The 26,295-nt window shown below is 46.6% G+C and carries 24 protein-coding genes; 8 read left to right on the top strand and 16 right to left on the bottom strand.

The annotated features are described in order from the left end of the window. Positions 1-10: 10 nt before the first annotated feature. The 7 genes from nqrF to ST37_RS12580 form a co-directional block, all read right to left on the bottom strand. On the bottom strand, positions 11-1,234 hold the full coding sequence (nqrF, locus tag ST37_RS12610; RefSeq protein ID WP_084886917.1) for an NADH:ubiquinone reductase (Na(+)-transporting) subunit F: 1,224 nt from the start codon (positions 1,232-1,234) through the stop codon (positions 11-13). A gap of 15 nt (positions 1,235-1,249) precedes the next feature. Beyond that, positions 1,250-1,846, bottom strand: a complete 597-nt coding sequence (gene nqrE, locus ST37_RS12605) for an NADH:ubiquinone reductase (Na(+)-transporting) subunit E (protein ID WP_084886915.1) — start codon at positions 1,844-1,846, stop codon at positions 1,250-1,252. 3 nt (positions 1,847-1,849) lie between these two features. Then, entirely contained in the window at positions 1,850-2,485 is a 636-nt protein-coding gene (locus ST37_RS12600; RefSeq protein ID WP_084886913.1) for an NADH:ubiquinone reductase (Na(+)-transporting) subunit D, read from the bottom strand. Beyond that, positions 2,485-3,252, bottom strand: a complete 768-nt coding sequence (locus ST37_RS12595) for a Na(+)-translocating NADH-quinone reductase subunit C (protein ID WP_084886911.1) — start codon at positions 3,250-3,252, stop codon at positions 2,485-2,487. Before ST37_RS12595 ends, ST37_RS12600 begins: the two co-directional genes overlap by 1 nt. Beyond that, positions 3,242-4,486, bottom strand: coding sequence for an NADH:ubiquinone reductase (Na(+)-transporting) subunit B (locus tag ST37_RS12590; RefSeq protein ID WP_084886909.1), 1,245 nt, complete (start codon positions 4,484-4,486; stop codon positions 3,242-3,244). The genes ST37_RS12595 and ST37_RS12590 overlap by 11 nt, the downstream gene beginning before the upstream one ends. Before the next feature lie 3 nt (positions 4,487-4,489). Further along, a complete protein-coding gene (locus tag ST37_RS12585; protein WP_084886907.1) occupies positions 4,490-5,830 on the bottom strand; it encodes a Na(+)-translocating NADH-quinone reductase subunit A in 1,341 nt (446 codons plus the stop codon). A 311-nt stretch (positions 5,831-6,141) separates the two neighbouring features. Beyond that, positions 6,142-6,459, bottom strand: coding sequence for a BolA/IbaG family iron-sulfur metabolism protein (locus ST37_RS12580; RefSeq protein WP_084886904.1), 318 nt, complete (start codon positions 6,457-6,459; stop codon positions 6,142-6,144). A 206-nt stretch (positions 6,460-6,665) separates the two neighbouring features. Here ST37_RS12580 and ST37_RS12575 point away from each other — a divergent pair, with 206 nt between their 5' ends. From ST37_RS12575 to ST37_RS12565, 3 genes are read left to right on the top strand one after another with little or no spacing between them, the layout of a single operon-like run. Beyond that, entirely contained in the window at positions 6,666-7,802 is a 1,137-nt protein-coding gene (locus ST37_RS12575) for a methyltransferase (RefSeq protein WP_084886903.1), read from the top strand. 22 nt (positions 7,803-7,824) lie between these two features. Continuing rightward, on the top strand, positions 7,825-8,394 hold the full coding sequence (locus tag ST37_RS12570; RefSeq protein ID WP_084886901.1) for a YajG family lipoprotein: 570 nt from the start codon (positions 7,825-7,827) through the stop codon (positions 8,392-8,394). Beyond that, positions 8,394-8,945, top strand: coding sequence for a peptidylprolyl isomerase (locus ST37_RS12565; RefSeq protein ID WP_084886899.1), 552 nt, complete (start codon positions 8,394-8,396; stop codon positions 8,943-8,945). The genes ST37_RS12570 and ST37_RS12565 overlap by 1 nt, the downstream gene beginning before the upstream one ends. Positions 8,946-9,030: 85 nt before the next feature. Here the strand turns inward: ST37_RS12565 and ST37_RS12560 are convergent, their stop codons facing one another. The 4 genes from ST37_RS12560 to ST37_RS12545 are packed head-to-tail and all read right to left on the bottom strand — an operon-like array spanning position 9,031 to position 12,308. Beyond that, entirely contained in the window at positions 9,031-9,702 is a 672-nt protein-coding gene (locus tag ST37_RS12560) for a ChrR family anti-sigma-E factor (RefSeq protein ID WP_084886898.1), read from the bottom strand. Then, positions 9,699-10,289, bottom strand: coding sequence for a sigma-70 family RNA polymerase sigma factor (locus tag ST37_RS12555; RefSeq protein ID WP_084886896.1), 591 nt, complete (start codon positions 10,287-10,289; stop codon positions 9,699-9,701). Before ST37_RS12555 ends, ST37_RS12560 begins: the two co-directional genes overlap by 4 nt. A gap of 46 nt (positions 10,290-10,335) precedes the next feature. Next, complete coding sequence (locus tag ST37_RS12550) at positions 10,336-11,715, bottom strand: DUF4397 domain-containing protein (protein ID WP_084886894.1); 1,380 nt, start codon at positions 11,713-11,715, stop codon at positions 10,336-10,338. A gap of 14 nt (positions 11,716-11,729) precedes the next feature. Continuing rightward, positions 11,730-12,308, bottom strand: a complete 579-nt coding sequence (locus ST37_RS12545; protein ID WP_084886893.1) for an LON peptidase substrate-binding domain-containing protein — start codon at positions 12,306-12,308, stop codon at positions 11,730-11,732. 253 nt (positions 12,309-12,561) lie between these two features. Here ST37_RS12545 and ST37_RS12540 point away from each other — a divergent pair, with 253 nt between their 5' ends. The 4 genes from ST37_RS12540 (at position 12,562) to csdA (ending at position 16,183) form a co-directional block, all read left to right on the top strand. Continuing rightward, on the top strand, positions 12,562-13,284 hold the full coding sequence (locus ST37_RS12540; RefSeq protein ID WP_084886891.1) for an outer membrane protein OmpK: 723 nt from the start codon (positions 12,562-12,564) through the stop codon (positions 13,282-13,284). A gap of 138 nt (positions 13,285-13,422) precedes the next feature. Continuing rightward, the gene (gene panE, locus ST37_RS12535) at positions 13,423-14,331 is read left to right on the top strand and encodes a 2-dehydropantoate 2-reductase (protein WP_084888118.1); all 909 of its coding nucleotides are present in this window, start codon (positions 13,423-13,425) and stop codon (positions 14,329-14,331) included. Between the two features lie 39 nt (positions 14,332-14,370). Further along, positions 14,371-14,976, top strand: coding sequence for a DJ-1 family glyoxalase III (locus tag ST37_RS12530; protein ID WP_084886889.1), 606 nt, complete (start codon positions 14,371-14,373; stop codon positions 14,974-14,976). Beyond that, on the top strand, positions 14,969-16,183 hold the full coding sequence (gene csdA, locus ST37_RS12525; protein ID WP_084886888.1) for a cysteine desulfurase CsdA: 1,215 nt from the start codon (positions 14,969-14,971) through the stop codon (positions 16,181-16,183). The genes ST37_RS12530 and csdA overlap by 8 nt, the downstream gene beginning before the upstream one ends. 105 nt (positions 16,184-16,288) lie before the next feature. Here the strand turns inward: csdA and ST37_RS12520 are convergent, their stop codons facing one another. The 3 genes from ST37_RS12520 to mltA all read right to left on the bottom strand — a co-directional run bounded on the left by ST37_RS12520 (position 16,289) and on the right by mltA (position 18,734). Continuing rightward, positions 16,289-16,738, bottom strand: coding sequence for a SufE family protein (locus ST37_RS12520; RefSeq protein ID WP_084886886.1), 450 nt, complete (start codon positions 16,736-16,738; stop codon positions 16,289-16,291). Positions 16,739-16,746: 8 nt separating this feature from the next. Beyond that, on the bottom strand, positions 16,747-17,559 hold the full coding sequence (tcdA, locus tag ST37_RS12515; protein ID WP_084886884.1) for a tRNA cyclic N6-threonylcarbamoyladenosine(37) synthase TcdA: 813 nt from the start codon (positions 17,557-17,559) through the stop codon (positions 16,747-16,749). Positions 17,560-17,621: 62 nt separating this feature from the next. After that, positions 17,622-18,734 carry a murein transglycosylase A gene (mltA, locus tag ST37_RS12510; RefSeq protein ID WP_084888116.1) on the bottom strand — a complete coding sequence of 371 codons (1,113 nt, stop codon included), beginning with the start codon at positions 18,732-18,734 and terminating at the stop codon, positions 17,622-17,624. A 178-nt stretch (positions 18,735-18,912) separates the two neighbouring features. Here mltA and argA point away from each other — a divergent pair, with 178 nt between their 5' ends. Beyond that, positions 18,913-20,253: an amino-acid N-acetyltransferase gene (argA, locus tag ST37_RS12505; RefSeq protein ID WP_084886883.1), complete on the top strand. Its 1,341-nt coding sequence runs from the start codon at positions 18,913-18,915 to the stop codon at positions 20,251-20,253. 56 nt (positions 20,254-20,309) lie between these two features. Here the strand turns inward: argA and recD are convergent, their stop codons facing one another. Together recD and recB are read right to left on the bottom strand one after the other, a co-directional pair. Next, positions 20,310-22,499: an exodeoxyribonuclease V subunit alpha gene (gene recD / locus ST37_RS12500; RefSeq protein ID WP_084886880.1), complete on the bottom strand. Its 2,190-nt coding sequence runs from the start codon at positions 22,497-22,499 to the stop codon at positions 20,310-20,312. Beyond that, a complete protein-coding gene (recB, locus tag ST37_RS12495; RefSeq protein WP_084886878.1) occupies positions 22,496-26,167 on the bottom strand; it encodes an exodeoxyribonuclease V subunit beta in 3,672 nt (1,223 codons plus the stop codon). The genes recD and recB overlap by 4 nt, the downstream gene beginning before the upstream one ends. Between the last annotated feature and the right edge of the window lie 128 nt (positions 26,168-26,295).

Raw genomic sequence — 26,295 nt, 5'->3', positions numbered from 1 at the left:
TTAGGTGGGATTAACCGCCAAAGTCATCAAGTAGAATGTTTTCGTCCTCAACACCGAGGTCTTTAAGCATTCCAATCACCGCAGAGTTCATCATTGGTGGACCACACATGTAGTACTCACAATCCTCTGGTGCTTCATGATCTTTCAAGTAGTTTTCATAAAGAACGTTGTGGATGAAGCCTGTGTAACCATCCCAATTATCTTCTGGCATCGGATCTGAAAGCGCACAGTGCCATACGAAGTTCTCGTTTTCTGCTTGAAGACCATCAAAGTCCTCTACATAGAACATTTCGCGACGAGAACGTGCACCGTACCAGAACGACATCTTGCGTGAAGAATTTAGTCGCTTAAGCTGATCAAAGATGTGTGAACGCATTGGAGCCATACCAGCACCACCACCTACAAACACCATTTCTGCGTCAGTTTCTTTGGCAAAGAACTCACCAAACGGACCTGAAATCGTACACTTATCACCTTCTTTCAGTGACCAGATAAACGAAGACATGATACCCGGTGGCACGTCAGGATTATTAGGCGGCGGCGTAGCGATACGCACGTTAAGCATAATAATACCTTCTTCCTCAGGGTAGTTTGCCATTGAATAAGCACGAATGGTTTCTTCGTCAACTTTAGACTCGTAGCGGAACAGATTAAAGCGGTCCCAATCTTCACGATACTCATCCGGAACGTCAAATTCCGAATATTTCACGTGGTGAGCTGGGGCTTCGATCTGGATGTAACCACCCGCACGAAACGGCACCGATTCGCCATCTGGAATACGCAGCTTAAGCTCTTTGATGAAGGTCGCTTTGTTATCGTTAGAGATAACTTCACATTCCCACTTCTTAACGCCGAAAATCTCTTCTGGAAGCTCGATTTCCATGTCAGTTTTCATTGCTACCTGACAGGCTAGACGTTCGCCTTCGCGAGCTTCACCTTTTGTGATGTGATCAAGTTCGGTAGGGAGAATATCACCACCGCCTGACTTCACTTTCACTTTACACTGGCCACAAGAACCACCGCCACCACAAGCAGACGATACAAATACGCCCGCACCGGCTAGCGCAGTCAATAACTTGCCACCCGGTTGTGTGGTGATCGCAAGTTCTGGATCGCCATTAACTGCAATACTGATGTCACCTGTTGGCACTAGCTTCGATTTGGCGAACAAAATCACCAAAACCAACGCTAGAACAATCAGTGTAAACATCACTACACCTAGAATAATGTCCATTGATTCTTCCTTACCTTACAGTTGAACACCAGAGAATGACATGAAGCCAAGAGCCATCAAGCCAACAGTGATAAAGGTAATACCTAAACCACGAAGTCCTGGAGGCACGTCAGAGTACTTCATTTTCTCACGTAGACCGGCCAATGCCACAATAGCAAGCAACCAACCTACACCAGAACCAAAGCCGTATACGACAGACTCGGCAAAGTTGTAATCACGCTGAACCATGAACGATACACCACCAAAGATTGCACAGTTAACTGTGATCAACGGTAAGAATATGCCCAGTGCGTTGTACAACGGTGGGAAAAAGCGGTCTAACACCATTTCCAAAATCTGTACTAACGCTGCGATTACACCGATAAAGGTGATGAAGTTAAGGAAGCTTAGATCAACACCTGAGACCAGAGCATTCTCTTTCAAGATTAGGTTATAAAGCAGGTTGTTTACCGGTACTGCAACAGTCAGTACCACAACAACCGCAACGCCCAAACCAAACGACGTTTTCACTTTCTTGGAAACAGCCAAGAAAGTACACATTCCCAAGAAGAATGATAATGCTAAGTTCTCAATGAAGATCGACTTAACAAGTAGGCTTAAATAATGTTCCATCGATTACTCCTTCGCTTCGATCTGTTCTGGACGCAGAATACGGATCACCCAAATCATGAAGCCGATTAGGAAGAACGCAGAAGGTGCTAGTAGGAACAAACCGTTTGGCTGATACCAACCGCCATTGCTCACTAGAGGTAGCACTTCTAAGCCAAATAGCTTGCCTGATCCGATAAGCTCACGGAAGAATGCGACAGTTAATAGAACGAAACCGTAACCCAAACCGTTGCCAATACCATCGATAAAAGAAGGCAGTGGCTTAGACTTCATCGCGAAGGCTTCTGCACGGCCCATTACGATACAGTTGGTAATGATAAGGCCAACGAATACCGACAACTGCTTAGAGATGTCGTACAAGTAAGCTTTAAGCACTTGGTCAACCACGATGACTAACGATGCAATAATTGCCATTTGGACAATGATACGCACACTGTTAGGGATGTGATTACGGATCAGAGAAACGAATAAGTTAGACAATGCTGTTACAAAGACAACAGCTAGAGTCATAACAAACGCAGTTTCAAGCTTGGTCGTAACGGCCAGTGCTGAACACACACCCAATACCTGCAAGGCAATTGGGTTATTGTCCAAGATTGGCGCCATTACGCTCTTTTTGAGTTCTTTTGCACCTGCTGACATTAGTTCAGACCTCCATCACGAACTTTGGCTAGGAAAGGACCAAAGCCCATGTCGCCCATCCAAAAGTCAAATGTGCCTTGAACACCGTTTGCCGTTAGGGTTGCACCTGACAGACCATCCACACCGTGAATGTCGCCTTGCTGTGCGCCACCTTTTACGACTTTAAGTGCAGGCTCAAAGTTGTCATCAAACAATTGCTTGCCTTCAAATTGTGCACGCCAAGTTGGGTTTTCAACTTCACCACCCAATCCTGGAGTTTCACCTTGTTCGTAGTAGGTAATGCCCGCGATGGTGTTGCCGTCGGTTTCGACCGCAACAAACGCGTACATCATTGACCAAAGGCCGTTACCATGAACAGGAAGGATCACTTTAGAGACTTGATCGTTCTCTTTCACCAGATACACAACACCCGTATTAGCGCGGCGTAGGATCTTAGCGTTGTCTTGATCACCCTCCAGCTTAGTGCTTTGAGACGCATCTTTTGCAGCAGCGCGTTGGTCGTAGCTTTCGGCATCTTCATCAACAAACTCACCGGTGTCGAAATCAACCAAGCGAGGTTCAATGTATTGCGCATAAAGCTCAGCGACAGTGCCTTCGGCTTCTACGCCAGAAACGTCAATGATTTTAGACTGCTTATCCAACAATGCGTTGGCTTTTTGCTTATCACGCAAGCTCACAGCTGCCACCGATACGATGATCGAACAGACTAGGCTAAGGGCGATAACAACAAAAAGGGTCTTTTTGATGCTGTCGTTATTACTTGCCATAACGTGACAACCTCCGTTTGATGTTCTTTTCGATAACAACATGGTCAAAGATTGGGGCAAATAGGTTCGCGAATAGAATCGCTAGCATCATACCCTCTGGGTACGCAGGGTTTGCCACACGGATCATCACACACATTGCACCAATCAATGCGCCGTACCACCATTTACCTTTATTAGTAAACGAAGCCGAAACAGGGTCGGTTGCCATAAAGAACATACCGAATGCAAATCCACCTAGGACTAAGTGCCAATGCCAAGGCATTGCAAATAGGGCGTTAGTGTCTGAACCAATTATGTTGAACAAGAACGAGGTCACCACCATGCCAATCATTACACCAGCAATAATGCGCCAAGACGCAATGCCCATGTAGACGATCAGCGCAGCACCAAGAATGAGCGCTAGCGTCGATACTTCACCAATAGAACCTGGGATGTTACCGATAAACGCGTCCATCCAAGTGATGGTTTCGCCAGTTACGTTATGAACGAGAGCACCTGCGCCACCTTGAGCCCACTGACTCAACGCAGTAGCACCAGAGAATCCGTCTGCCGCAACCCATACTACATCACCTGAAATTTGCGCTGGATACGCAAAGAACAAGAACGCACGGCCTGCAAGAGCCGGGTTTAGGAAGTTACGCCCTGTACCACCAAAGATTTCTTTGGCGACAACAACACCGAAGGTGATACCTAAAGCGGCTTGCCACAAAGGAAGCGTTGGCGGAACAATCAATGCAAACAGAATAGAAGTAACAAAGAAACCTTCGTTCACTTCGTGCTTACGTACCATACAGAAAAGCACTTCCCAAAATCCGCCCACTGCAAACACAGTGATATAGATAGGAAGGAAGTAGGTTGCCCCGAGTATGAGTGCGGTGCCCCACCCGGCTTCTGCGCCGACGGTGCCACCTAAGAGCTCGGTTAACCAGTAGTGCCAGTTTCCATCCACGATAGCGGTCAATTCAGCCGCTGAATGCAGATGGTTTAACGCGATAAGCGCTTGGTTACCGGCGTTGTACATGCCCCAGAACATCGCTGGAAATACAGCAAACCACACCATGATCATGATGCGTTTTAAATCGACACTATCACGTACGTGTGAACCACGTTTGGTCACAAGACCTGGGGTGTAGAATAACGTTGCAGCGGCTTCGTAGAGCGCAAACCACTTCTCGTGTTTCCCACCAGGCTCAAAATGATGCTCGATATCTTCAATAAACTTTTTAAGGCCCATGAATTACCCTTCCTTAACAATAGTGTCTAGGCATTCACGAAGAAGCGGTCCGTACTCGTATTTGCCGGGGCAAACAAAAGTACACAGTGCCAAATCTTCTTCATCTAGCTCAAGTGCGCCAAGACGCTCCGCGCTGTCGTTGTCGCCAGCACATAGATCCCTAAGCAGTAGGGTTGGCTCAATGTCCAAAGGCATCACTTTTTCGTAGTTACCAATGGGCACCATCGCTCGGTCACTGCCGTTGGTGGATGTTGTCATGTTAAACAGTTGATTCGAAAAAAGATGACCTAAGAAAGAACGTGTTACTGAGAAGCGATTCTTACCAGGCATTGCCCAGCCAAACAGCTCTTTGTCACGACCTTCACGTAGGGCAGATACTTGAACATGATATCGGCCAAGGTAGCCATGAGGACCCGAAGCTTGTGTACCAGACAGTACTGACCCAGACAACAATCGTACTTCACCAGGCATCATTTCGTTGTTCGCCAGTTCACTCAAACAAGCGCCCATACGAGTACGCACTAGACGTGGCTTGTTGACCACAGGACCAGCAAGTGAAACCACTCGATCGGTAAATAGCTCACCTGTTGTGAACAATTTACCCACTGCGATAACATCTTGGTAATTGATGCTCCATGCCACATTTTCTTTGTTCACTGGGAACAAATGGTGCATGTGAGTGCCAACAAGGCCGGCTGGATGCGGGCCATCAAAGACGTGCTCTTCGACATTACCTTGACTAGAACGAGGTAAGCTAGTGCCTGTTTTACAAACAAACACTTTACCGTCGGTCACGCCAGACAACAGATCCAAACCCGCAACAAACGCATCGGCTTGTTCACTGATCACCACTTCTGGATTGGCAGCTAATGGGTTGGTATCAATCGCAGTAACGAAAATCGCATTGGTAGAGGAGTCAATTGCTGGAACGCGGCTAAATGGGCGCGTTTTAAACGCAGTCCACATACCCGACTCAACCAGCTGATTCACGACTTGCTCACGAGGTAGAGATGCCAGTTTGCTTGCGTCAAACTTCTCAAAAGTCACCTGGTCGTCACCTGCTACTTCAATCACAACAGATTGAAGAACACGCTTTTCACCACGGTTTACTTCGATAACTTTACCGCTAGCTGGAGCCGTAAACTTAACGCCAGAATTCTTTTTGTCTTCAAACAGAATCTGACCTTTTTTCACGTCATCACCTACGCGAACATGCATGGTTGGTCGCATGCCCACGTATTCTTCGCCAAGCAAGGCGACTTTAGTAACGGTATTACCGTCATCAATCACCTGAGTTGGAACACCTGAAATAGGAAGGTCCAGACCCTTTTTTATTGTAATCATACGCACTTGCACTATTTATTGGATTAAAAAATCGTCTAACTGCAGGAAGCAGCAACGAGTTTCGATAGAGGCAAAGTCTTGGGCCACTTTCGCAACATCCTGGTTGCTGTCTCGCAATCTAAAGGGAGTTTTCTCCGGGCACGTAGTCTAGCATCAAATCGCACTTCAATACCATGATCGCCCTGGGCTAACCCCCCAATATATTGACCACTAAGTGACCAGCTCATTACAAAATGCCCATTTTCTTGATGTAACGCACAAAAAAAGAAGCATAATAGCCACCTAGTATTGTTTCATATCAACAAAAAACATTACGTTTTTTGCTTGTTGCTCCCAGCGCATTTTGGACTGGCAGGCACATCACCACGCACAGTTTCCCACTCTTGTGGAGAATAAGTGTGCATAGATAACGCGTGAATAAAGTCGGATAGTTCATCGGATAGAAGCTGATTGATTATACGATGGCGCGCAATGAGGCGCTTTCCTTCAAACTGTTCGCTCACTACCACCAATTTAAAATGGCTTTCTGAGCCTGGTGGCACATGATGCATGTGGCTTTCGTTAATGACTTCCAGATGAATAGGGTTGAGCTCTTGATGCAGCTTTTTCTCGATTTGGGGTTGTTTCATCCATACTCCTTTACGACCTATTAACAATCTACGTCAAATTGAATGCCACAAGTATAACTGACTGACCACAAAATGTGAGTGTAAAAACCCGAAACTCAGCACTAGCACTCAAGTTTTAATTCTGCCCTTAATATTGATGCTGGCTGATATTGACTTCATCCCGTAAACTAGTTTGCTTTCAGCAACATCAATAGACAAAAGCCTATATGAAAACCCAATTACAGTTGCCTGACCAAACTCTTCAATTACAACGTTACCCCTATATAGAGGGGAGTGATTTGCAGGCGTGGAGCGCAGGCGATGAGTATTTATATCGTTACTTGCAAGAGCAACAATTGGATAAGCATCAACGCATATTGATTCTAAACGATCATTTTGGCGCTTTGAGTTGTCTTTTGGCGTCCAACAATCAAGTCACTTTCATGAGTGACTCAAAGGTTGCACATCTCGCCTTGCGTCATAATCTGTTACTTAATCAGTTACCAGAAGTAAACTGCTTAACCAGCATTGATTCTATCAACAACAAGTATGACGTGGTCGTAATGTGCTTACCTAAAATCAATCGAATGTTGTGCTGGCAGCTCACTCAATTACGAGCCGTTTTACCTTCAGACATACCGGTTATAGCGGTCGATAAAGCTAAACAGATTCATAGCTCTACATTGAAGCTATTTGAGCAACACCTTGGTACAACGACCACCTCTCTTGCCTATAAAAAGCATCGTTTGATCTTTAGCTTTGCCGACAATGTGTCCCCTAAGCAAGCGGAAGAAGCTGTATCGTGGAGCGCAATGCCCACTCCGGTCGAACTGTCTAATCTTGCCAATGTGTATAGCGGAGAAAAACTGGATCAAGGTGCTCGCCTATTGCTAGAACACCTACCCACACCGTCTTGCGAGGCATGTGACGTGATTGACCTTGGGTGTGGCAATGGCATTATTGGGATCCGGTATAAACAGCTCAATCCTACATCATCCGTCACCTTTGTTGATGAAAGCTTTATGGCGGTTGAATCTGCTAAAAGGAACGCTGTTAGTAATATCGGCACTTTAGATGGTTGTAGCTTTAGGGTTGACAACTGCTTGGAGTCCGCGCCTAACAAAAGTGCTGACATCATCCTTTGTAACCCCCCTTTCCACCAGCAAAACGCCATCACGGATCATATTGCTCAACAAATGTTTGGGGATGCGAAGAGCACACTGCGCTCTAAAGGCACTTTACGTGTCATTGGTAATCGCCATTTGGGGTATTTTGCAGCCCTGGTCAAACTGTTTGGACGTGAGCAGGTGAGTTTGGTGACTCAAAACCGTAAATTTGTCATTATTGACGCGATCAAGCGTTAGAACAAAAAAAGGAATAAAAACAATGAAAAAGCTGTTTACGATATTCACTATCGCATTACTGGCAGGATGCAGCTCAACCCAACCTCAGCAAGTTAGCTACCAACCTAAAGCACCTGAAGTCGAGTCTGTGGCAGGTGCAGAATCCGTTGCCTTTACCTTAACCAGTAAAGATCTGCGAACCGCTCAATATGTGGGGCTATACAGAGTGAACGATGATCGTTCTATGCCAATCCATCCCCGTCAAAACGTACGAATTGCATTAGATTCTGAACTCAGCCGTCTATTTAGCGATCTCGGTTACACCTTAACACCTAATGGTGAGAACAGTGTAAAGATCGAGATATTAGAATTATTAGCCAATGTCACACCAGGATCGTTTACGGCCACCACCAGTGCCAAAATGGCGGTTCAATTGACGGCAGAGTCACCGCAGGGTAAGTTTGTCAAAACCTATCGTGGCGAAGCTAATCTTGAAAGCAGCGGTGTTGATGAAGACAAAGTTGCTTCTGTACTCAACCGAGTATCAAACGTTGTACTAGAGACCATCGCCAATGATGTTGAATTACAAACTTACTTAGAGAAACAATTCTAATGAAACCAATACTACCGCTCATCACGTTACTCTGTGCGTCTGCATGGGTAAATGCGGCCCCTTTAGTTGAAGTTGAAACCACGTTGGGCAACTTTGTTATCGATTTAGACAGTGAACTTGCGCCGATCTCAAGTGAAAATTTTTTAAGCTATGTGGAAGATGGTAGTTACGAAGGCACCATCTTCCATCGGGTAATAAAGGACTTTATGGCGCAAGGAGGAGGATTTGACGGGTCAATGAATCAATTGCCAACGCAAGCACCAATAAAGAACGAAGCGAGCAACGGTCTGAAAAACCTCACTGCGACGGTAGCGATGGCGAGAACCAATAATCCAGACTCTGCGACACGTCAGTTTTTTATTAACTATAAAGACAACTATTTCTTAGACCATACGTTTACCAACCCTGGCTATGCCGTGTTTGGTAAAGTCATTGATGGATTTGACGTGGTGCAAAAAATGTCAACCGTTCCAACCGGAAGCTATGGTCCATTTTCTGATGTGCCAACCGAGCAAATCGTGATCAAAAAAATGACGATATTGACAGAGTAACATCGTCATTACCGAATTTGATCAGCACACATAAAAAAGCAGCGAACACAATCGCTGCTTTTTTCGTTCTGGAGGCAAGGCTCTACTATGGGTACATGCCGCGACCAAACATATTGAAGATACGTGCCACGCCTTGAGTAAACACCATAGGCTCGGTCAATACTGTTAAGCATAAGCAGTCTTGACCTTTCATCGTACGTGGGGCGTGTTTGGTTTCGCCGTCTTCGATCATGAAATCGCCTTTTGCGTAGTGGCCGTTCTCGTCTTCAAACTCACCGTGCAACACTAATGTAGCTTCAATACCCTTGTGAGTGTGTTGAGGTACCTGTACGTCTTCCGAAATGTACAGAAGACTGACTCGCTCTTCCTCGCCAATATCGAACGATGCAGAGAACACTTTGCCGCCATAGCTTTTCCAGTCCTGCAGTTGCCCAGCGATGCCTTTCAACGCCGCAGGTAACTTGAAGGTCTTGCCATTCACCTCAACAGTTGCCAATGTTGACGGCTTACCTTCAACTGGCTGGGACTGAGTCATATCGGTGATCTGGCTAAGCAAAGCAGCCATATCTACTTCGATCGCGTTGTTGGCTGGTGCGACATCTATTTCGTCACTGGCAAACTTAGCTTCTAATTCGCTGGTTAGATCGCTGCAATGCGGACAACGTTCTAGGTGCGCCGCTACAATCAAACCGTTACAAGCGTCAATGGTGCCGCCCGCATACTGCATGAGCGTGTCGTTACTAGGATGATGTTTCATAATTGCTCCGAATTGATCGTATCTTTTAGTTTTTCTACAGCCAGTCTCAAGCGAGATTTCACTGTCCCTAAAGGTATATCAAATTTATCCGCCACGTCCTGGTGTGGCATTTCGTCAAGGTAGATGGCTTTCACCACCTGCTTTTGTTTCAGTGGTAGCAGATCGAGATATCGAACGATTTGCTCTTTGAGCATGCTTTGTTCAGGTGAATAATGGTCGACCAAATCTGGCGGACAATAGTCATCCGGCCAAATGTCTTCGGAATGAAGGTGCAGTTCTCTGCCCTTCTGTTTACGCAAAAGATCAAAACACAAGTTTCTAGCAATTGTGTAAATCCATGTAGATAGAGCGCTTTTAGTGCCGTCAAACAAATGTGCTTTTTGCCATACTGCCGCAAGTGTGTCTTGCACCAGCTCCATCGCAACATGCTCACTGCCAACGTGTTTCATCGCAAACTGCTTTAGCCTCGGCGTAAAGTGGGTAAAGATCACAGCAAACGCTGCACTGTCTCCCGCTTGTACCTTAGTCATGCAGTCGTTCCACTCTTGCCGTGACATTTTGGTGGTATCTGCCAATTGGTTGTCCATAATTCATCCTTCCACTGTGGGAGCACAATGCTCCCACACCATCCTGCTATTCGGTAATCTCATCGAGAAGGAGGTCAAAGCCCGCGCCTTCTGCTAATTCGATCGCAATTGCCTGGTAGACCTTACCATTTTCTACGCTAACCTGCACAGGTCCTATCGCAGCGGTCTTGGTTCCGGGCAGTGCAACAGTTACCCAATAACTGCCTGCAGGGAGGTAAACTTGTTGTACACTTTGTTTATACGCAAAGCCGGGTATAGATGGATCACTTTGAGTAATATCATTTGTTGCAGTGACGTACACATCCACCGTAGCGGCTGCCGCATTAGGTACGGCATGTAGCACATTAAGTACCGCGCTAGTGGCAACGGAGCGTCGCTCATCGACTATAACAAGAGGGGCAATCGTGTCTAACGTACCTACTGCATACACCGTGTAGTCTTGGGCGGCGTTAAAGGGTACATCCATTTCGTCAATAACCAGTGTCCCTGGTGTATTATCTGGATACACACCTATATCGTATTCACCCACAGCGACGTCCACATATCCTCTAACTTCGGCAAACACGAGGTCTGAAATCGCTTCGCTACCATTTAGAGCAACATCTACCGTTGGCGCGTTGTTCACCAAATGGCCGACCTGAATTTGCGCTTGCTCTGCGGTATTGTAAACAAACTGCCCATTAGTTCCGTCCATCACCAGCAATTTGACCAAAGCTGAATTGGCAGCATTATTCACGTTTGGTATTGCCGCAATAGTAAGATCAGCGCCAGCGGGGAGATCAACAGCTCCTGAATCAAAGGCTACCGTTTTGGTTCCCGCCAAGGTCAGTCTAACTTGATAACTGCCCCCAGCAATGGTGATCACGCCAGTGTCGTCTTCGTACGCGAGAGTATCTAGCGGTTGCGCTGTATTAATATCTGCGCCTGGCGCAGTCACGTATACATCCACCGCAGGCACACCCGCTGCCGCATGGACAACTTGCACATCTAAGTTATCAGCATCTGCATAACTGCTTACAGGACGGGAAATAATGGTCGGCTTAACTGGAAACCCGACACTGCTGTCAGCATACCCAGTAACCAATACTGTGTAGCGAGTGCCTTCCATTAAGCTTAAATCAGACTCTGGAATCACCGTTGCGGTATTGCCTAACCCAACCTGAATATCGACCTGTACACTGTTGGTGCCAGAGCTTAAAGTCAGATAGCCGGACGCCACTCCATAGTCCACGCCCTCCAGTTGTGGCGAACCGTTGACCCAAACATTGGCTAGTGGTGCATCCGGTGAGGCATGTACGGCTTGAAGATAGGTGAGTGAGTTACTTGCTGTATCCGCAGCGATACCATCGTCGTCGCTGTCACTGCCGCAGCCAGTCAAAAACAGCGCTGACGCGGTGAGCGTAGCGGCTAATATGCGGGTATTCATGAGAAAATCTCCGTTTAATCTTTTGAAGGGTCGATAGCTTGGCTAAGAAAATGCAATGCTTCAGTACAGTCAGGATGCAACACTAATTGATCAAAAACGGTCGACCGTAATGGCAGTAGTTCTAACCAACGTTGTGCAATCCAACTTGCATCATCAAATTTTGGGCTTGGGTACAGCTGCTGAATTTGAGGGAAGTCACGATAGACACGTTGCAATTGTTCGCTCAAGAACAAGTTACGCGAATCAACAGGTGACGCTTGCCACTCATCCAGTATCTCAACTTGAGCACAACGCAGACCGTCAGGTTCGCTCCACACATTTTCGATGGTGAACCTGTTAGAGCCTTCAATTGTGACACCAAGCAAACCATCTGAAAGAAGTTCGAAATCAATAATGTTTGCTAACGTGCCGGCAGTAGAAATGTTAGAAGGAGCCGTTTGACTATCTTCATTGACCAAGCAGACACCAAAACCTTCTCCTCGTTGACAACATTCGCTGATCAGGCGCTTATATCGAGGTTCGAAGATTCTTAAGTTCATTTTTCCTTTAGGTAAAACAACAGAACTTAACGGGAACAGCTTAATCTCGGTCATGGACTCTTTCCTTGTTTACATTTCCTTCTTTTGTACGCGTCTATTTCATGATGGATCACTCCCCACCCATATTGACGTTTTTTAGGTGCAGAATGACATGCGGCCACTTATGTGATCCAGATCACTAAATCATAATGAACTTTTCATCGTTACAGGTGGAAGTTGCGAAATAGATCGCTAAAATAGCGCGCAATGGATTGCGTTAGCACGGAAAGGCTACTTTTTATCCAATTTATTTATAAGAGAATGCACAATGCGTAAAACTTTAGCAGCAGTGGGTGTACTAGCAGCGACCCTTTCACTTCCTTCACACGCAGAATACCTATACGGTTGGGGTGATGTTTCACTTAACTACCTAGACTGGTCAAATGGCACTGAAAGTCGTTCTGGTAAGCAAGACTTCGGTTTCCTAGAACTTGAAGGTGGCGCTGGTTTTACTTGGGGTGAACTATACGGCTTTGCTGACTTCGAAAATCAAGATGGCGACATGGCAATGTCGACCAAAGGTTCAATCGCAGTAAAAACTGGTCTCGAAGAGCTACGTCTTTACGCTCAAACATACTCTACTGAAAACCAAGGTTTCCATACTCGTAGCACGATCGCAGGTCTGTCTTATAACTTAAGTGGTGATGCTTGGTTCTTCAACCCGTTTGTTGGTGCTCATTACACCAACACCGTTGATTTTGCTGACTTTAACGGCGGTATGGTTGGCTGGGTAGTTGGCTACAACTTTAACCTTGGTTCACAAGCGTTCTCAATCTCAAACTGGCACGAAACTGAATTTGCTCGTAGCAGTGACTACATTGGTGATGGTGAATACGAAACTGACGATCTGTCAGCAAACGGTGCAATCGCAGCATGGTGGCACGCGACTCCTCAAGTTGCTGCTGGTATCCAGTACCGCTACGCGCACAACAAACTTGGTCAGCCAAACACTGACAACGCAATCATCTACACTGTGAAGTACAACTTCTAATTGATGTGTTGATTGGTATAAAAAAGGCGCCTTGAGCGCCTTTTTTAATGCCTAACTTTCACAACCTAGACTTTTCTCTTTCAGAATCGGCGCTCATTGATTAACATTCAACAGGTTATCAATGACGAATTTCAAATTATGAATATATCTATCGTGGGAGCCGGCGCCATTGGCAGCCTTTGGGCCTACAACCTAGCACATGCAGGCCACAACGTTTCTTTATTTACCCGCGACGATCAACCGCTCTGCAGCATTCAACTCGATCAGCAGCCTTCACTGTCCTTTTCTTGCAATCAATGGGAAGCACTCGAACAGTGCGATTTACTGCTAGTAACCGTAAAGGCGTGGCAGGTTAATGCTGCTATCACGCCATTTCTTTCTCGTCTCGATACAAACACCATAATCATGTTCATGCACAACGGTATGGGAGCGCTCGACACACTTAACAAGCAGCTGGACGGCTATCCTGTTGTGCAGGCTACTACCACCCATGGTGCTCTGCTGCTAAGTAAGTCAGTGAATGATATACATGTAAGCCACACTGGGGTCGGTGAGACACAAATGGGGGGATTTAATCGTTTAGGTCATCGCTGCGATTTTTTGGTTGAGGTTTTTAATCATGCGCTACCCAAAGCCTTTTGGCACGCTAACATTAGCCCTCTGTTATGGAACAAGCTCGCCATTAACTGTGCGATTAATCCTTTAACCGCCATTCATAACTGCACTAATGGTGAGCTTGCTAAACCTGAGTTCGATAAGATACTTCATCCACTTTGCGACGAGCTCTCTGCGGTCATGAAGACACAATCGGTTGAGGTGTCTGCGCAGCAGTTATTGCTTATTGTTCAACGGGTCATCAAGGCTACTGCCAACAATTTTTCATCAATGCATCAAGATATTCAGCATAGCCGTGCAACTGAAATTGACTATATTGCGGGGCATATTCTTGACGTTGCCCAGCGCGAAGGTATAGATGTACCTGTTCATCAAAGTCTCTATACTCAAGTAAAAGAACTTGAGTCCAGTTTCAGCAACATAAACTCGTGACTCACTGTCACCATAGTTACACACATATTGGAGACATGTATGTCTAAGTCGATATTAATTCCCATCGCCGCTGGCAGTGAAGAGATTGAAGCTATCACTCTCATCGATACCTTAATCCGCGCACAGTACAAGGTCACCGTTGCCAGTGTCGATCCTGAAGGTGAGCTACAGGTGATTGGGTCTAGAGGCATTCCTTTGACCGCACAATGCCGATTGGTTGATGTTGCCGACGATCAGTTCGATGTTATTGCCCTTCCAGGTGGTGTTGGAGGCGCAGAGACTTTTCGTGACAGCACACTATTATTGGAAATGGTGAAGCAGCACCATTATGATGGCAAATTACTTGCGGCTATTTGCGCATCGCCTGCTTTAGTCTTTCAGCACCATCAGCTGTTTCCCAATGCGATCATGACCTGCCATCCCGCTTTTCGCGATGCCATTAGTCCATCTATGTGGCGAGACAAGCGCGTAACCCTAGACGTTAACCACAAACTTCTCACCAGTCAGGGGCCGGGGTCAGCACTTGAATTTGCAATCGAGATCATTATTTATTTATCGGGTAAGCCGTTTGCCTGGAGTGTCGCTGAGCCCATGGTGACTTTACCAAACTTAAACTACCAGGACTTGGGGAAAAGCCGTGTTTGATCAACTCGCCATACGAGCTCAATTTCCCGCAGTCCAAAACGGATCGCATGATGATGAATGCACTGTCTATTTAGATAGCGCTGCGACAACGCACAAACCGCAAGTGGTGATCGATGCCATCACCCATTATTACAGCCAACAAAATGCGAACGTACATCGCGGCAGTCATCGGCTCACAGCAAAAGCGACCGAGCAATTTGAACAAGCCCGAGATACTGTCGCAACGTTTATCGGTGCCAGCTCTAGCAAAGAAATTGTTTGGACACGTGGTGCAACCGAAGCCATTAACCTAGTGGCTCAAAGCTATGCTCGATCGATACTTACCGAAGGCGATGAAATCGTCATCGGTGAAATGGAGCATCACGCCAATATCGTCCCTTGGCAAATTGTTGCAGAGCAAACAGGCGCTTCTATTGTTAAAGTGCCTATGCAGCCAGACTGCACCATGAAGGTTGAGGACTATCAGAGCGCGTTCAGCGCCAACACTAAGATTGTTGCGATTGGGCATGTATCCAATGTCACAGGGACCCATCAACCGATTGAACAAGTCATTGCCCTTGCCCATGACATTGGTGCCGTTGTACTTGTCGATGGTGCCCAAGCCGTTGCCCATGAAAACGTCGACGTATCAGCCCTTGATGCCGATTTTTATGTCTTTTCTGGACATAAGATGTTTGCCCCGACCGGTATCGGCGTATTGTATGGAAAGCAGTCTCTACTCGACAGTATGCCTGTGTGGCATGGTGGTGGCAAAATGGTCACCAAAGTCTCTTTTGACAAAACCACCTTTAACGATTTACCGGGAAAATTTGAAGCAGGAACGCCAAATACCGCTGGGGCAATTGCGTTAGCAACGGCCATTGAATGGCTCAACAATCTAGATAGAGCAGCCTGTGAAGCTCACATTAAGACGTTGCAAAATCGAGCTTATGCCAAGCTCTCACTTGTCGAAGATATAAACATTATTGGTTATCAAGCCGATGCCTCAGTATTAACCTTTGTTGTTGATGGTGTTCACCATCAAGATATCGCGACGCTGCTCGATCAACAAGGCATTGCAGTTAGGGCTGGACACCACTGTGCTCATCCAATGATGGATGCTCTTGGCGTAAAAGGAACCGTGAGGGCGTCGTTTGCGATTTACAATACAGTGGAAGAGGTCGATGCGTTTGTGAGCGCCGTGATTAAGGCGCTCGATATCCTGTAGCATCTCGATGTATTGCAGCTTTTAATCAGTGAATTCGTAGGCTATAGACAGGAAAAAGCAGAGCTTAAAGAGTAAGCTCTGCTGAACCATTTTCGGCACTTTTTATTAGTTTTGGTGCTGCTCGACCTGCTCAATGATCTGGTCAACAATGGCACGTAAACCGTTGCCTCGAGAAGGGCTCAAATGCTCAATCAAACCGAGCTTTTCAAAATATTCCGCGACATCAAAACCCAGTATCGTCTCACTCGTTTGACCATTAAACGCCGCTTGTACGATAGCGATAAGCCCTCGAACAATACGTGCATCGGAATCTGCATGGACTTGCCAAAATGAAAGTTTACCCACTTTAACCGGCTCACAATAGAGCCACACTTGGCTTTCACATCCAGCGACTTCAACCAATTGCTCTTTATTAGTGTCACTCATAACGGGCAGTAGCTTGCCCCATTTGATGACCTGACGATATTTGTTTTCCCACCCTTTAAGATGAGACAACTCTTCAACAATTTGCTGATGATTGATTTGCGGACCAAAAGCGCTGGCGTCAAAACTCATGGGAAACCTTACTTAATAATATGTTTAGCGACTAACTTATCCAAAATTCTCGACACCGCAACAAAACCAAACGTAGCGGTTACCATGGTTGCGGCTCCAAAGCCACTGGCACAATCCATGCGTTTTGGCCCTTCTGCCGTGCTCTTTACACCACATACGCTGCCGTCCGGTTGCGGGTATTTAAGTTGCTCCGTGGAATAAACACATTCGATGCCAAATTTTCGTTGTGGGTTTTTACTGAAGTTATGAAAGCGGCGTAGATGATCTTTAAGCTTCTTCGCGAGAGGATCCTGAATGGTCCGAGTTAAATCAGCAACTTGAATTTGAGTTGGGTCAATCTGGCCACCAGCACCACCGGTTGTGATCACCTTGATCTTGTTGCGCTTACAATAAGCCAGCAAGCTCGCTTTGGCTTTTACACTGTCGATAGCATCCAGCACATAATCATAGTCCTGACTCAAATAGTCGGCTTGATTCTCTGGGCCAATAAAATCATCGATCAAGTTGACCTTACACTCTGGATTGATCAGCTTTATTCGAGCTTCCATGACCTCAATTTTGCTTTGACCTACTGTGCCTTGCATCGCGTGAATTTGACGATTGATGTTGGTGACACAGACATCATCCATATCAATAAGCGTAATTTCACCAATACCTGAACGAACAAGTGCCTCTGCTGCCCAAGAACCCACTCCACCAATACCGATTACACATACATGTGCGGCTCTAAACAGCTCTAACTGCTGAGCTCCATACAGTCGTGCTGTTCCACCAAATCTTTGCTGGTAGCCATCGCTTGCTGGTGAAGATAATTCGCGCATATTCAAACCTGGATTGTAAATCAAAAAAGAGTGCGTTTTATACGCACTCTTTGGCAAAAAGTCTAGTCAGTTAACTGCCAAGGCTGCGCGGTTTCTGTGCCGCTGAGTCCCAGCTTCCACACTCGTCCAAAATGTTTATAGTAACCAGACTGTTTTCCTAAGTGTGCCCCCATCCCATGATACAGATCCAGGTGACTGCCTTTTACCGCACCACCGGTGTCCAACACAATCAGCAACCGAAGTTGATGTACACCCGACCAACTGCCATCGGCATTCAGCAAGGGAACTTCAGCTAGTATTGGGGTTCCCATAGGAAATAACGAGCGATCGCCAGCGACACTGGCCAAAGGCAACAGTGGAATGCCTGCGCTGCCTTTCACATCTAAATTATCGTTGGGTTGAAAAAACACATAAGAAGGATTTTGTTCCAGTAGCTGTGTGACTTTTTCTTCTGGCTGACTGGCCACCCACTCTTTGATTGCCGTCACCGACATCTGCTCTCTTGGAACCTCGCCGCTTTCAATCAATACTCGACCAATGCTCACGTAAGGTTTGTTGTTTTTTCCTGAGTAAGCGAAGTATTGCATGCTATTGTCATCACCAAAGTGCACAAACCCGCTGCCTTGAACTTCCATCAGAAAAGGGGCTATTTGAGAGGCTGCGTAACCAATTTCAAGCCCTTGGCCTTCTAATGCGCCGTCGTTAATTTGCGCGCGTGTTGGACACTGCTCGCCACACCCAGGATTTGAGTACACTGGGAAGCGATAGGTTTCATCCGGCTGATGACGCATTTCGATGACGGGTGAAAAATACCCAGTAAATAACACATTGCCTTTACGATCGCCGCCGGAAAGCTGAGCAACTTCAATATCATACTGTGCTAGGTTCTCGGGATCGCCATCCGCAATCGCCCAGTCACTTAGCGCGTTATACAACTCTCGATAGCGCTGATTAAGAGATGGAGAATTAATCAGAACAAGATCCGCTTGATCGCCAAAGCGCGTGTAATCTCGCGTCACCGTCGACTGTATTACGTCGGTTTCAGTTAACGGTGCCGTAAATTCCTGCTCATAGTGTTGTTTCCCAAGCTCATTGGAAGGGGCACATCCAAAGAGAAATAACGAGGCAATGAGTCCCACGCTACCCCATTGGCCTGTTCCCTTGACGGTGTTAATCAAGTCGCTGTCCTTTTAACGAATATTTTGCGCCATGATCGCAAATTCATCGCAAAGGCACAATCGAAAGCAATCATTTGTTTCAACTCCATAATGTGGAATATTTATTGATTATTATTGCATTTTTAGTCACAATATCGACGATTTTGCAATAACATCAATGTGTAAGGACGCAGCAATGCAACGAAGTACCGCTCTGGTTAAAGGGTTTAGGCAGTCCACGCCCTATGTAAACTTGCACCGTGGAACAACCATGGTGATCATGTTACCCGGTGAAGCCATCAGCCATAGCAATTTTTCTAATATAATCAGTGATATTGCACTTCTACACAGTTTAGGGGTTAAGTTAGTGCTGGTGCACGGTGCCCGACCTCAAATTAACCAACAGTTAGCCAATACCAATTGTTCATCGCGTTATCATAAACAGCGACGCATTACCGATCATGCTGCACTGACGACTATTATGCGCATTGCCGGACAACTGCAACTTGCCATTACTGCCAACTTATCCATGAGCCTGAACAATACCCCAATGGCGGGGACCGAGCTCAATGTCATCAGCGGCAACTTTGTCATTGCACAGCCTTTAGGTATCGATGATGGGGTCGACTATCAACATAGTGGTAAAATTCGACGTATCGATGTGGCGGGCATCAATAGACAGCTCGATCAAGGCACGATTGTGTTGCTTGGTCCTGTGGCGGGCTCCGTCACTGGAGAGTGTTTTAATATTCCCGCTGAAGAAATTGCCACAGCAGTGGCGATACAGCTAAATGCTGCAAAACTCATCGGATTCAGTTCGCAGCAAGGGTACTTGGATACCAATGGTGACGTCATAGCCGAGCTCTTCCCAAGTCAAATTGACGACCTATTGCACCAAGCAGAAATGAACAGTGACGGATCCTCAGCCGATAACACTGAAGGAACATTGCGCTTTTTACACGGCGCGGTTAAAGCCTGTCTCAACGGAGTATATCGATCGCACTTGGTGAGCTATCAAGATGATGGGGCGTTGATCCAAGAGCTTTTCTCACGAGATGGTATTGGTACTCAAATCGTAACCCACAGCGCGGAGCAAGTACGTATTGCCGGTATTTCCGACATTGGCGGGATATTGGATCTAATTCAACCTCTGGAGCAACAAGGTGTATTGGTTCGTCGTTCTCGCGAGCAATTGGAGCAAGAAATCGAGCGCTTCACCCTCATCGAAAAAGATCAGGTGGTCATTGGTTGCGCCGCTCTTTACCCGTACCCGAATGAAAAGATGGCCGAAATGGCCTGCGTTGCTATCCACCCAGACTACCGTGATGGCAACAGAGGGTTAAAACTGATAGAGCATATGAAGCAGCAATGTCTTGCTCAAGGCATTGATCAAATGTTTGTGCTAACCACGCACAGTTTGCATTGGTTTAGAGAGCAAGGTTTTTACGAGTCACAGTTAGAGTCTCTACCTGTGCAAAAACAGCAGCTATACAACTACCATCGTAACTCTAAGATCCTCGTTTTAGACATCATCTAGACGCTGTCATGGCCCAAATGGTAAAACCCTTTGGGCCATGGAGCGATTTATCAAAGCTAAACCTTCGTTTTCTCAAGCGCACGAGCCAGTCCACTCGCCCGTTGTGTTGGTGAGTTAATCGCCCGTTCTATGACATCAGTATTCGCGTACAAGTGTAGTGACTTTTTGGCTCTTGTGATCCCGGTGTACACCAGCTCTCGGCTTAGCAGCGGCGTATAGTTTTGCGGAAGCAGCATATAGGTGGCGTCAAACTCGCTGCCTTGTGATTTATGTATGGTCATCGCAAAGCCCGTTTCATGAGCTGGTACTCGACTTGGAAGTACCGCTTTAATATTGCCATCGGGCAGCTCAAAATAGACTTTCAATCGCCCCTCAGGGTTGGACTGGTCAATCAGACAAATGCCAATATCACCGTTAAACAGTCCCAAGCTATGGTCATTTTGCGTCACCATTATAGGCCGCCCAACGTACCACAACTCGCTAGGTTGGATAAGCCTTTGCGCGGCCAACTCTCGTTCTATGCGCCTGTTACACTGAACAACACCAAACTCACCTTCTCTCACCGCGCACAACAGCCGGGTCGTTTGAAACAGTTTGAGCTTAGCTTTGGCAATCTCAAACATCTGGCTTTCAGGCACATCGCTTTCCATATCCTGCGAACTTTGGTGATCCAAATAAGCTCGATATCGCTTGCCTAGCTGTTTAAAAAGCTGGCTATAGTGTTCACTGTCCAACGAGTATCGTTCAATGTCACTAAAGTTGTCGTCTTTGATCTTATGATACTGCGCGGTACTGCCGATATTAACGGCACGTGCAAGTTGGCCAATGCCAGATTGCGCGTCAAAGCGATAGCTCTTTTGTAATAGGCAGAGGTTGTCGGTCAACACACCTACCGATGATTGAGCTTGCACATGTTGATAGCCCGTTAGCTGAGTCAGCAGCAGCTGAGTTGCTTCGCTGTATCCTGGTCGATGAAAGCTAAACAAATCACCTAATACAGCACCCGCTTCCACTGAGGACAATTGATCTTTGTCTCCCAGCAGCACTAAACGAGCATGCTTGGGTAACGCATCCACCAATTTCACCATCATGGATAAGTCGACCATCGATGCCTCATCAACGATCAACATATCAAGATGCAAAGGGTTACGACTATGATGTTTAAATTCGGGATTATTTGGGATAGCGCCTAGCAGTCGATGAATCGTACTTGCTTTGGTTGGAATGAGCGCTTTAATCTCGGGATCGATGGGCAGCTTTTGCAATGCGCCACCAATGGATTCGGTCAGTCGAGCCGCAGCTTTGCCTGTTGGTGCCACCAACTGAATGACCATACTCTTGGCTTGTTCGTCTTTTTGCAGATTGCGAGTAAGCTTTGATTGCTCTATTGCTGCCGCAAGCAATTTCACGACGGTGGTGGTTTTACCTGTTCCTGGCCCACCAGAAATAATTGCGAACTGCTTAGACAGCGCCACGGCTGCTGCGACTTTTTGCCAATTCAAACACACCGAGTTGGGCACCAGTGTATCTAGACTCTCAAGCTCTGAGGATAACTTTGCATTGTCAAACAGCCTGAAAATTGCGCCCCAATCAACAGACTGCGGCTCGGCAATATCGAGCGCGGAGACCAACCAATTTTTAGCGTCTGCCTCGCCCAATGTCTGTTGCTGCCAAAGCTGAAAAAGTAGACGGTAATCTCGCTTAAAAAGTTGCTCTAGGGTTGCCGCCAACTGCGCTTGATGCTCGCGCGAAATTGCCGAGTTATGCGCCATTTCAACAAGTGCCGATGCAAGCGACTGCTCATAATACCAATACCGCTGAATATACAAACTCTCGCCATCAAGAATCATCGGGGTTGCACTACGCCTAGTCGCCTCGCCAACCACAGCGAACGCTTTTAAGTCTGATTGCCACTGCTCTCGGACGATCCATTGGGACGACAGTCGATGACGCTGCTCGGTGGATAGTCCTAAACGCTGACACAACCAACTCTGCAAGTCGCCGTGTGGTGGCAACACTAAACAGATATTGCCTTGGCCTAGTTCATAACTGACTAATGCAGCCATTAGCCCAATCAGCCATTGCGAACAAGGCTCGGCGGGGCGAGAAAGCTGCAACATCAATTTGCCAAACTGCATATCAATGGCTCGCAACTTACCTTCGCTTACCAATGTACTGAGCTCATGTACGACCGATTGTGATAACACGTTGGGACTGCTCTGGTTCACTTTGAGCTGCTCAGTCATAGCGCCTCCTCATTGTCTGCAATGTGCGCATCCAACTCATCGAGCAGTGTTTCACTAGGCTTGGTATAAAAAATCCCATTGTTGGACTGTCCATCGATTCCACGTAAAAAGAGGTAATACACACCACCAAAATGTTGTTCATAGGAGTAGTTTGCAATGCGCTGCCGAAGAAAACGATGCAGTGCCAGGGAGTAGATCTGATATTGCATATCATAGCGATGATCAAGCATTGCTTGCTGTAAGGCCTGTTGGTGGTAATCGCTGTTGTCATTACCTAGATGATTCGACTTCCAATCGAGCACATAATATTTGCCTTGATGCTCGAAAATCAAATCGATGAAGCCTTTAAGCATCCCTTGAGCCGGTCGAAATTCTAGGTTGTCTGCCTGCTTAGACAGCGCATCATGACGCCGAACAATTTGATTAAATTGAGTGGCTGACAACAACTCTAACGGTAAGACAAACTCCATTTCCACCAAAGTATGTTGTGCATTTTTATCGCAAAGCTTAAGGCAATCTAAGTGGTCTTGTGACGGTTGAGCAAGACTCAAATCTGCGCTAAGCACTTTGCTCACCATGTCCATCACTACGGGTAGCCAGTCGCCAGTGATACCCTCTCTTTCCAGCAGCTGCGCTACGATGATTTGATTGTCGTCACTATTTGGCTCAGTAAAATCAATCTCTTCAAAAATGGTATGCAGTAACGTACCTGGCCTTGCACCCCGTGGGAAACTGAACATTGATTGCTCTATAAGCTCGTCTTGCTCAATCTGCTCTTCGCGAGCCGAATCTAGATCAAACGCCGGTATAGTCAACTCTAAGTCGGAGATCGTTGCATGCCCATGCTGACTTTGTTTCACCAACCCAGAGTAGCTGGTCATTCTCCATTGATTATTTATTGTATGAGAAAGCGTGGCTGGCTTAGCTGTGAATTCTTCTGTTTCGCTTAACACAAACGGGGTCGGCGACAACTCCAGTATGGATGCCTGTCGAGTTGTTTGAGGTAACAAGCTCTGGAAAAACTGCGCCATAGATTGATAAAAACCGGTGCAGTCCATTGGATTGCGCTGTTGCAGTAAGTACCCCATGGCACTTAAATGCACGCCCGTATTGCCTTTGGTTTGGTTGCCTTTTTTCACCGGTGCGACACCAACAAAGCAGCCATAAACCGACCGCGTCATCGCTACATACAAAAGACGTAAATCTTCGGCTAAACGCTCAGTGTCTGCACGCTCAAGACTCTGCTCACCTTTAGCAAGATCGAGCACCGACTTTGCGTGCTCGGGGTCATAGTATTTCGCGTCGCTGGCCTGACGAAAGCCCATAATAAAGGGTAAGAACACCAGATCGTATTCGAGCCCTTTCGATTTATGGATTGTCACAATCTGCACCAGATCTTTTTCTGATTCTAGACGCAAAATTTGATCGTCCGCTGCGGCCTCTCCGCTATGAGCGTTATCGATCGCTTCACCAAACCAACGAAGCAGAGCATGATCACTTTCCAGCATTTGACTGTGCTGTTGTAGCAGCTCGCTTAAGTGCATAAAGTCTGTCAGCTTTCGTTCACCATCTTGCGACACTTCACTCACCCATCGCTGTGCAATCTCGCGCCGATTCATCAGCGAGCGAAACATCGGTAATATACCCTGTTTTTGCCACTGCTCTCGGTAGAGCGCAAACTCACTGACAGTACGCTCCCACAACACTTCATCTTGCCCTAGTTGATGAAGCTGTTCTACCGATACATCGAGCAGCCCCGTCGCCAGTGCGGCCCGCAGTTTTCGCTCATTGTCTACACCCAACAGTGAGTCCATAACGCGGTACATATCCTGAGCGACAGCGCTTTTAAATACGCTGTCACGGTTGGACATATACACACTTGCGATGCCCTGCTGCGCCAGTGCGTGTTTAATCAATCTTCCTTCAGCACCTGTACGAACCAATATCGCAATGTCACTGGCTTCAATAGGGCGAGTATGCTTTTCGCTGTGCAGATTGGCACGCCCACACTGAGCTTGCTCAAGTATAAGCTGAATCTGCGCGGCGGTTGCCTGGGCCATTTGAGTTTTGTAGTCCGCGTTTGAGATAGGCTGCTCTCTATCAGGCGCGACCCATACATTGAGAGCGGGTTGCGCTTGGTCGTTTAACGTCCATCCGCGTTGATCTGCATTTGGGCTTGCAGCTACTGGAATAAAAGGAATGTCTTGGTCGTAGATAAACGGATTGATGCCAAACTCAAACAATCCATTTGCCGCTGCAATCATGTCGTGGCTCGAGCGCCAGTTTGTATCTAGAGTAAAGTGAGACGTAACCTGCTTGCGAGCTTCAATATAAGTGAAAATATCAGCTCCTCTAAACCCGTATATCGCTTGTTTTGGATCGCCAATCATAAACCATCCACAGTGCGGTTGGTCCAGATAAACCCGTTTAAAAATATCGTATTGCTGGGCATCGGTGTCTTGGAACTCATCGATCATAGCAACCGGATATAGGGTCCGAATTCTTGCCGCAAGCGTATCGCCACTGTCTGTATGCAGCGCATGGTTTAACTGACTTAAGAGATCGTCAAAAGATAGCAGTTGTTGCCTTTGTTTTTCGCTCTTAAGGGCTTCACGACAGTGGTTGATGGCGCATGACATCAATGGAATTTTCAAATCCAAATCTTGCTCTAAGAACGCTTCGATATGACTAAACAGCGGATGATCGGGGGCTTGGCCTTTTTTAGTTTTCTCACTAAGAGTCGATTGCGTAAATTTTTCGAGCTTATCGAAAACCGTGTAATCCTCAGTAGGACTTTGCGCCCACTGCGTTGCCGCCTCGATCCAGACGGGCAAATGCCTTGATGAATAACTTTGCTTGCTGACACCAGATTCTCGCAAGTTCGCCATTGCGTCTTGATAATCACTGAGCCACTGAGCTTTCATTGTCTCAATATGGTGAATAATAGCAGCATGCAACTGAGCAATATCAACGGTATCAATAGCAGGAGCGATGCTTAGCGTGTCATTGGTAATGTAGCGATGTATTTCGTTGTAAAGGCCCTGCGGCGAGGACCAAATTTGCCTAATGATACTGGCAATGCGGCGATCCAAAGAATAAAAAGAGTGGCGCCAAAAATCAGCGACCACTTGCTGTTTTAGCTTACTCTCATCGGTCAAAAACTCGTTATTAAAGCGACTCCCCGACTCAAAAGCGTTTTGCACCAGCATGCGCTGACAAAAGCCGTGAATGGTATAGATCGCGGCTTCGTCCATTTGGCGCTCTGCGGCCAACAATGTCTGTGCAGCCTGATGATGATCTTGAGTGGCTTCCAGCAATGCGCTGATCACAGGATCGTCGCTGTTACCGTTCATAAACGCTAACTTAGCATCACGAATTTTATTTCTTATTCTTCCCCTAAGTTCTGCTGTGGCCGCTTCTGTAAACGTCACCACCAAAATCTCGTCAACCGTCAATGGTCGTTGATGGGCGGTATGCCTTGATTCTTCGAGGCCTAGGGTTGGATTGGGTTGACTACCGTGCCCTAGCAATAAGCGCAAATACAGCCCCGTAATGGTGAAGGTTTTTCCGGTCCCTGCGGAGGCTTCAATCAACCGTGCGCCATGCAGTGGAAAGCGTATTGTGTCCAATTTGGTCGCAAGGGTGTCACCGTTGTTTAACACTGGCATTAACTCAATCCATATTTGTTCAAACGTAATTAAAAATCATCTTACTTTGGAATATTAGCAAAGGGTCATATTTGTGAGGTCTGACCCAAATACTTGAATTAGCACGAGTTGAAATAGGCTGTTGGGTA

Origin of the sequence: Vibrio sp. qd031 (assembly GCF_002100145.1) — a bacterium.
Lineage (GTDB): Bacteria > Pseudomonadota > Gammaproteobacteria > Enterobacterales > Vibrionaceae > Vibrio.
The sequence above is the reverse complement of the archived record's forward strand: the minus strand, read 5'-3'. Positions and strand labels throughout refer to the sequence as shown.

Coding starts and splice junctions, on each gene's coding strand:
- ST37_RS12590 (WP_084886909.1), bottom strand. CDS start 4,486: ATGGGCCTTAAAAAGTTTATTGAAGATATCGAGCATCATTTTGAGCCT.
- ST37_RS12580 (WP_084886904.1), bottom strand. CDS start 6,459: ATGAAACAACCCCAAATCGAGAAAAAGCTGCATCAAGAGCTCAACCCT.
- recB (WP_084886878.1), bottom strand. CDS start 26,167: ATGCCAGTGTTAAACAACGGTGACACCCTTGCGACCAAATTGGACACA.
- ST37_RS12530 (WP_084886889.1), top strand. CDS start 14,371: ATGTCTAAGTCGATATTAATTCCCATCGCCGCTGGCAGTGAAGAGATT.
- ST37_RS12550 (WP_084886894.1), bottom strand. CDS start 11,715: ATGAATACCCGCATATTAGCCGCTACGCTCACCGCGTCAGCGCTGTTT.
- ST37_RS12560 (WP_084886898.1), bottom strand. CDS start 9,702: ATGAAACATCATCCTAGTAACGACACGCTCATGCAGTATGCGGGCGGC.
- ST37_RS12595 (WP_084886911.1), bottom strand. CDS start 3,252: ATGGCAAGTAATAACGACAGCATCAAAAAGACCCTTTTTGTTGTTATC.
- ST37_RS12585 (WP_084886907.1), bottom strand. CDS start 5,830: ATGATTACAATAAAAAAGGGTCTGGACCTTCCTATTTCAGGTGTTCCA.
- ST37_RS12520 (WP_084886886.1), bottom strand. CDS start 16,738: ATGAGTTTTGACGCCAGCGCTTTTGGTCCGCAAATCAATCATCAGCAA.
- ST37_RS12540 (WP_084886891.1), top strand. CDS start 12,562: ATGCGTAAAACTTTAGCAGCAGTGGGTGTACTAGCAGCGACCCTTTCA.
- ST37_RS12555 (WP_084886896.1), bottom strand. CDS start 10,289: ATGGACAACCAATTGGCAGATACCACCAAAATGTCACGGCAAGAGTGG.
- ST37_RS12575 (WP_084886903.1), top strand. CDS start 6,666: ATGAAAACCCAATTACAGTTGCCTGACCAAACTCTTCAATTACAACGT.
- nqrE (WP_084886915.1), bottom strand. CDS start 1,846: ATGGAACATTATTTAAGCCTACTTGTTAAGTCGATCTTCATTGAGAAC.
- recD (WP_084886880.1), bottom strand. CDS start 22,499: ATGACTGAGCAGCTCAAAGTGAACCAGAGCAGTCCCAACGTGTTATCA.
- ST37_RS12545 (WP_084886893.1), bottom strand. CDS start 12,308: ATGACCGAGATTAAGCTGTTCCCGTTAAGTTCTGTTGTTTTACCTAAA.
- ST37_RS12600 (WP_084886913.1), bottom strand. CDS start 2,485: ATGTCAGCAGGTGCAAAAGAACTCAAAAAGAGCGTAATGGCGCCAATC.
- panE (WP_084888118.1), top strand. CDS start 13,423: ATGAATATATCTATCGTGGGAGCCGGCGCCATTGGCAGCCTTTGGGCC.
- ST37_RS12565 (WP_084886899.1), top strand. CDS start 8,394: ATGAAACCAATACTACCGCTCATCACGTTACTCTGTGCGTCTGCATGG.
- tcdA (WP_084886884.1), bottom strand. CDS start 17,559: ATGCGCGAATTATCTTCACCAGCAAGCGATGGCTACCAGCAAAGATTT.
- ST37_RS12570 (WP_084886901.1), top strand. CDS start 7,825: ATGAAAAAGCTGTTTACGATATTCACTATCGCATTACTGGCAGGATGC.
- argA (WP_084886883.1), top strand. CDS start 18,913: ATGCAACGAAGTACCGCTCTGGTTAAAGGGTTTAGGCAGTCCACGCCC.
- nqrF (WP_084886917.1), bottom strand. CDS start 1,234: ATGGACATTATTCTAGGTGTAGTGATGTTTACACTGATTGTTCTAGCG.